This is a genomic window from Streptococcus sp. SS-4456 (assembly GCF_036680365.1).
GTDB lineage: Bacteria > Bacillota > Bacilli > Lactobacillales > Streptococcaceae > Streptococcus.
Window position 1 is genome coordinate 112,842 of the sequence record NZ_JAVIHI010000003.1, and the last position, 6,723, is coordinate 119,564.

Sequence of the window (6,723 nt, forward strand, 5' to 3'; positions counted from 1 at the left end):
CTTATTCAAAAAATTCTTCTACCGTTTTTAGTATTTCTATCTCTTTTGGTTTCAAAACAGTATATACTTCCTCAAAAAAGGAGAGAATTTGCTGACCATAACGCTTGGTATGGATGCGCGGGTCTAGTACTAAGACCACAGAATCTTGTTGGTCATGCCGATTGGTACGTCCGATGGCCTGTTTTAATTTGATCATCATCATGGGTAGGCTGTAATCGTAAAATGGATTCTTGCCTTGTTCACGCAGATGGTGATTGATTTTCTGAACAAAACGGTCCTTGGGATTATCGAATGGCAAGCGTGTAATGACCTGAATCAATTGGTTCTGACTGGCAAAGTCAACACCCTCCCAGAATACTCCTGTTCCCAGTAAAATTTGACTTTCCCCTCTTTCAAATTTGCGTTTGAGAGTCATTTCCTGGCCATGCTTGTGTTGGGCAAGGTGGGGAATATCCCTTTCATCTAGCAAATCCGACACCTGCAAGAGTAGAGAAATCGAGGTAAACAAGACCAAAATCGGTCTGTCCAGCTCTGCTATTTTCCCTAAAGAATGAGCCAAATAGGCTGCGTGCTCTTCCTTATAACAAGAGAGTATGTCAGGGAGATTGGTCGGAAAAAGGAGTTGCTGATTGGTCACTGCTTGTGTGGGAAGCAAGTCCATGGTGACCTGCTCAAAGCCCAATAGATCGGCCAGACTGACCTTTTTGCTGATGGTCAAGGTGGCGCTGATACAGAAAATCTTAGTATCTGGCAGGTAACTAGCCACATTCAAGAGGCTGTCCTTGGAGCCCCGCAAATAAGTAATTCGCTTGTCATCAAGATACTTTTCTTCCAGCCAAAAACTGTCATAATAGTCTAGGAGTTGAGCCAGGTCCTGCAGGTCAATGTCCTGTAATTCAGCCAAATTCTGCTTGAGTTGACCTAGGTCTTCGTTTGCGATTTCCCTTTGACCATACTGGCGAAAACGATTCAAGAGGTGGTTGAGCTCAAATTGACAGGACTCATAGAGGCGTTGGTCTAGAACCTTATCCGCCCTATCTTTTTTACTCTGCAATATTTGTAATAGAGCTGTAAGTTCCTGAGAATCCGTCGCCAGATTTTCGGCAGCCAAGAGGAATTTCTGGGCCTCGTCGATGACCACCAAACGATTGTCCATCAGGGGATCTTGGTCCTTGAGGTGACTTAGGAAATAGGCATGATTGGTAATGAGCACCTTGCTGGATAGAGCTTGCTGATTCAAACGCTGCCAAAAATCCCAGCCCCAGAAAAGACTAGTAGTCTCCAAGTTTCCGTCATGAGCAATCTCATCAAAGTAGGCTTGGTAGCGTTTTTTCTGCTTGAGTTCGTCCAAATCACCTGTTCGAGTTTCTGTCAGCCAGACAAGGACCTGCATCTTAAATTGATTGACCAAGCGATTGTCATCTTGTCGCTGCAAGGTTTTCCAAAAACTATCCAATTTGATAAAATGCTTGGGGGACTTGAGGGAAGCCATGGAAATATGGAAAATCTCTCTCAGCTTACTCCCCTCTTTTTCCATAATCTGCTCTTGAAGGAGCTTGGTCGGCACCGTCACCAAGAGTGGCTTTTCTGACTTGGCAAGCAAGGGCAGCAGATAACCGTAGGTCTTGCCCAAGCCTGCCTGGGCCTGAATAAAATGTACTTGTTCTACATCAGCCAATCGTTTTTCAACCACTTGAGCAAAGGCCGTTTGTTTTTTGCGTTCGTGTAAACCTAGAAGGGCAATATTGGTCGCAAAATCTTCTGACAGATGATAGGCTGGCTGGGCTTTGACTGGCTTTCTCAAAACCAAGCTGTGAACACTTTCTAAACTGGTCGAAATCGTTTCGGACAGGTAAGGCTGCAATTCATCAATGACCAGACGGGATTCGAAGAGTAGATTGTCCGCCAAATCAAGAATGTTTTCAACAACAGTTCGAGGTAAACTCTTGATTTTCTCTTGAATTTTGATAAGAAGTCGAGCCGTTGCCAGAGCATCTGAAATAGCCGTGTGGGCCTGGTCCAGACCCAAGTCCAAATGCTCTGCTAGATTGCCCAGACTGTATTTATCAAATGTCGGGAAAAATAATTGTGCCAATTCCACCGTATCCACGCGCGGTGTCAGCAGTTCATATCCTTCAAAGAAAAGAGCTTCTGCCAACAGATTGGCATCAAACTTGACATTATGGGCTACAAAAATAGCATCTCCAATCTTGTCATAAATTGTTCCAGCTACCTGACCAAAATCGGGAGCCTGGTCCAACTGCTGGTCTGTGATGCCCGTCAGATTTTTAATATGGTCATCAAGTAGCTCGTAGGGATTGATGTCCGTCGCATAGCTATCAATAATTTCTCCGTTTTCAACCAGAACAATTCCGATTTGAATAATTTTTGCATCGGCACCTGTACCTGTTGCTTCCAAATCGACAACGGCATACCGATTGCTTGTTCGCGTATCTTTCATACTGTTCATTATAGCACAATCGACCGTCAGGAAAAAGCCTCAAACAAAATCCATGAAGTCGTTGGATTTTTTTGTTAGACTACTTATATAAAAACCGTTTCTGTGAGGAGAAATATGATGATTATTCACAAATCTGTCAACCCTGTTGCCGTTCAAAATACCTACTACATTGAAAACGATAGCCACCTGCTTGTCGTTGACCCAGGTAGTGACTGGGCTAAAATCCAAGCCACTATTGAAAAAATTGGTAAACCAATTGCGGCCATTCTCCTGACCCACACCCACTACGACCATATTATGAGCTTGGACATCCTACGTGAAACCTACGATTTTCCACCTGTCTATGTGGCTGAAAGTGAAGCCAGCTGGCTTTATACCCCTGAAATGAACCTGTCTGGCCTACCTCGTCACGATGATATGGAAAATGTGGTCTGCCGACCTGCTGAAAACATCTTCCAATACCAAGATGATTACCAGTTTGACGGTTTCCATTTCAAGGTTGTGCCAACACCAGGCCACTCCATCGGTGGCGTATCCTTTATCTTTCCAGAAGCGGAAGCTGTTGTCACAGGAGATGCTCTATTCCGTGAAACAATTGGACGTACAGACCTACCAACCAGCAACTTTGATGACTTGATTGCGGGTATTAGAGAACACATTTTCACCCTGCCAAACCACTACACTGTCCATCCTGGTCATGGTCAAAATACCAGCGTTGGACATGAAAAAAACTTCAATCCGTTTTTTAGACTGTAAAAATAAATACTGCCCAGTTCTGATTGAACCAGGCAGGTTTTTATTTACCACATATCCAGTCTCTCTTCGGGTGCCCTATACATTGGGTCACCTTCTTGAATATGGTAGACTTTATAAAAATCATCTATTTGCTGTAATTGGAGATTGACCCGAAATTCCTCAGGAGAATGTGTGTCTACCTGAAGTTGATAACGGCCATAATCAACCTCAACCATTTCTCGACGGCTACGGGCATAGTGCTCAAAAAATTCTTTTAGATTTGCTGACGGTTCTTCTTTTTTGAGCGTAGACAAGGCAATCTGTATTCCTCCCAAATCCGCAAGATTTTCAGATAGAGTCTGTTGCCCATTTATTCTACCACCATAAACTTCCAGACCATCAAACAAGTCTACTAGGGCTTGATTTTTTTCTTCAAACACTAGTCTATCTCGCTCTGTCCACCAGTCTTTTAGACTACCAGTCTCATCAAAATTTGCTCCTGTGGCATCAAAGGCATGAACAAACTCATGAGCGATAATTTTGCCAATCCCACCATAATTCTCGGCTACAGATTGATTTTTGTCATAATAGGGAGCTTGTAAAATAGCCGCCGGAATATAAATAGCATTCTGACTAGGAGCGTAGGCGGCTGTTACTTCACTTGCCGATACATTGCTAGCCCAAGTTTGTCTATCTATTGGCTGACTATAACGCTCGAAAACTCCTGTTCTAGCTTGAATCATAATAGCCAAAACATTTTCAATATAAGACAAGTCTTCACGCACCTTTAATGACTTGGTCCAGTCGCTCAACTCCCTTGGATAGCCGATATGATAAGTGATATTTTCTAATTTTTTAATTGCGGCTTGCTTGGTAGCTTGATTGAGCCATTTATTGGCTATAATCCTTTCTTGATAAGTCCTAGAGATTGCCTCAGCCATTTCCTGAATGGCAAGTAAGTCCGTTTCATCGGCATAGTTATGACCATAATAAACACCCAAGCTTTCCTTGAAAATTCCAGTCACATCCAGATAAGTCATGTAATCATTTGGATAGGAGGCTGAAACTCCTTGGACTTCTGCATGAAATCTCCCTGCCGTCTGCATGATTTCCCCAGTCAAATAGGGAGCTAACTTCATTGCTTGGCTAACCAAAGCCCATGATCGATATTCTGAGAAATTTTCTTCCTTGATAAATTGGGATAATTGTTCAAAATAGCTTGGATTAGAAACATAAACTTCCTCCGGTTCCAAGCCCACCAGTCCTACTAATTGTTCTCCAATCGATAAAGCTGGAGAGTAGTTTTTGACCTCTGAGAATGTTCTAAGTTCTTCTGCGTTCACAGGTCCCCAATCACTATGCACACTCTCACTAGCTGGTAGAGTGTCAACGAGTCGATTGTCAAAAGCAATGGCACCTTCAACCAAAGCAGTGGCCTCCTCGTCTGAGTAGCCACATTTTTCCAAAATATGTCTCGCAGATATACGGTAAGAATCCATGAGTTTCTCACGAACGGTCCTGTCTTCATAGTAGGACTTATCAGGTAAAATCGTCTGAGGTGGTAGCAAAATTAGCATTCTTTCAGATGTGTTTCGTGGATTGGCAATCACATCAAGACCATAGGGCAATGGATAGTCCTTACGAATCCAATCTTGGCTAAGCGATTTCAAATCGGAAAACGTAGTAATTCCCATCATTTCATCCAGTATCATTCTAGCTACTCTGACACCATCTTCTTCCCTTTTGGTAAAATCAAGACCTTGCTGATACAACTTGATAAATTCTACTAAATCCTCAGACTGAGGCTCTAGCTGACCAGCTACCATTTTGTCAAAATCCAATTTTAATTGCTCATCCACTTCCATTTGCAATCTTGTAAACTCATTGTAGAATGGTGTACCACTTGATAACCAACCACCATTTAACCAGTCCCTATTTATAGCTTGATAAAAATTAGTTTGGATAGTCGGTTCTGCTTTTTCAACTTGTGCTTGGTCATCTCCTATTTTCTGACCACCGCAGGCAGCTAAGAGACATACAAAAACAAGCAAAACCAATCTCAGTAGACCTTGTTTTATCACGCGTCACTCCCTCACTTGTTTTCCACAAACTACTTCGACAGGAAAAGATGCAGAAAATAATTACTCCTCCGCATCTTGCTCTTTTTTCAACTCCCCAATCGTCTCAAAACTTGCTCGCCCATCTGCAACCAGTGCCTCCTGCTCGTAAGCGTTAATAATCTGGGCAACGACTGGGTGGCGAACCACATCCTTGGCTGAAAAATGCACGAAATCAATCTGCGGTATTTTACTCAACTTCTCCGTCGCATCAATCAAGCCCGACTTAACCTTACGTGGCAGGTCAATCTGACTAATATCCCCATTGACAATCATCTTGGAGTTGAATCCTAGACGGGTCAGGAACATCTTCATCTGCATAATGGTGGTATTTTGCGCCTCATCCAAAATGACAAATGCATCTTCCAAGGTCCGACCACGCATATAGGCCAGCGGTGCAATCTCGATAATCTCCCGCTCCATTAAGCGCGTGGTCTGCTCCTTGCCCAAAATCTGATAAAGGGCATCATAAACCGGCCGCAGATATGGATCTACTTTTTCTTTTAAGTCCCCTGGCAAAAAACCTAAACTTTCGCCTGCTTCTACCGCAGGACGGGTTAGGACGATCCGCTTGACCTGTCCCCGCTTGAGGGCTGTAACTGCCAGAGTAACCGCTAAGAAGGTCTTCCCTGTACCAGCTGGTCCAATTCCAAACACGATATCATGACGCTTTACGCTATCCACATAGAGTTTTTGACCAAGGGTCTTTACGCGAATGGGTTTGCCGTAATTATCCTTAATGATCTCTTCTTCATAAAGGGCAACGAATTTCTCAATCTCATCATTTTTGACCATGGAAATAGCCGTGACCACATCTGGCGTATTGATGACCAAACCACGATTGACCAAGACAAGAAGGGACTGGATAACCAGGCGAGCCTGTTCGACATGGTCATCTTGTCCAATCACCTGCACTTTTTCCGTTCGTGCATGGATAACCACGCCCAATTCCTGTTCCATCAATCGCAGATGGCGTTCGTTTGATCCAAAAAGACTAAACAAATCATCTGGATGTTTTAATTGAATATCAATTGAATGTTCTAGCAAGAAACTTCTCCTTTGGTAGCTTTTCTATTATTATACCAAAATTTTCCACCAACTGAATTTTCGAGGTAAAAAGAAAAACAGTGAATATGGCGACATTCACTGTTTTAGAAAGACCAAACTTAAAATTTCTATCTGGGGGTGTAGAATAATAAAGAAAGGAAGGAAAGTTTGGTTTCCAGTTGTTTAACTGCCTCTTTTGTATATAAGTAACGACATTATACCCTACAAAATATCAGCAGCTATACCAGGACGAAGTTCATCCTGAATATTTATTTGGGGGGGGGGGCCCGGGGGGGGGGGGGGGGGGGGGGGGGGTGGGGGGGGGGGGGGGGGGGGGGGGGGGGGGGGGGGGGGGGGGGGGGG

General features: G+C 43.6%; 4 protein-coding genes. 1 reads left to right on the top strand and 3 read right to left on the bottom strand.

The window, feature by feature from the left end; all coding sequences use genetic code 11:
• Nucleotide 1: 1 nt before the first annotated feature.
• Nucleotides 2-2,470, bottom strand: a complete 2,469-nt coding sequence (locus RFK25_RS01825; RefSeq protein ID WP_443035545.1) for a bifunctional DnaQ family exonuclease/ATP-dependent helicase — start codon at nt 2,468-2,470, stop codon at nt 2-4.
• A 108-nt stretch (nt 2,471-2,578) separates the two neighbouring features.
• On the opposite strand from RFK25_RS01825, the gene RFK25_RS01830 reads away from it, so the two are divergent.
• Nucleotides 2,579-3,217, top strand: coding sequence for an MBL fold metallo-hydrolase (locus RFK25_RS01830; protein WP_332411021.1), 639 nt, complete (start codon nt 2,579-2,581; stop codon nt 3,215-3,217).
• A gap of 44 nt (nt 3,218-3,261) precedes the next feature.
• Here RFK25_RS01830 and RFK25_RS01835 read toward each other — a convergent pair whose 3' ends face one another.
• Nucleotides 3,262-5,277 carry a M13 family metallopeptidase gene (locus RFK25_RS01835; protein WP_332411022.1) on the bottom strand — a complete coding sequence of 672 codons (2,016 nt, stop codon included), beginning with the start codon at nt 5,275-5,277 and terminating at the stop codon, nt 3,262-3,264.
• Nucleotides 5,278-5,337: 60 nt separating this feature from the next.
• Complete coding sequence (locus RFK25_RS01840) at nt 5,338-6,360, bottom strand: PhoH family protein (RefSeq protein ID WP_332411024.1); 1,023 nt, start codon at nt 6,358-6,360, stop codon at nt 5,338-5,340.
• Nucleotides 6,361-6,723: the final 363 nt, after the last annotated feature.

Coding starts and splice junctions, on each gene's coding strand:
- RFK25_RS01825 (WP_443035545.1), bottom strand. CDS start 2,470: ATGAACAGTATGAAAGATACGCGAACAAGCAATCGGTATGCCGTTGTC.
- RFK25_RS01830 (WP_332411021.1), top strand. CDS start 2,579: ATGATTATTCACAAATCTGTCAACCCTGTTGCCGTTCAAAATACCTAC.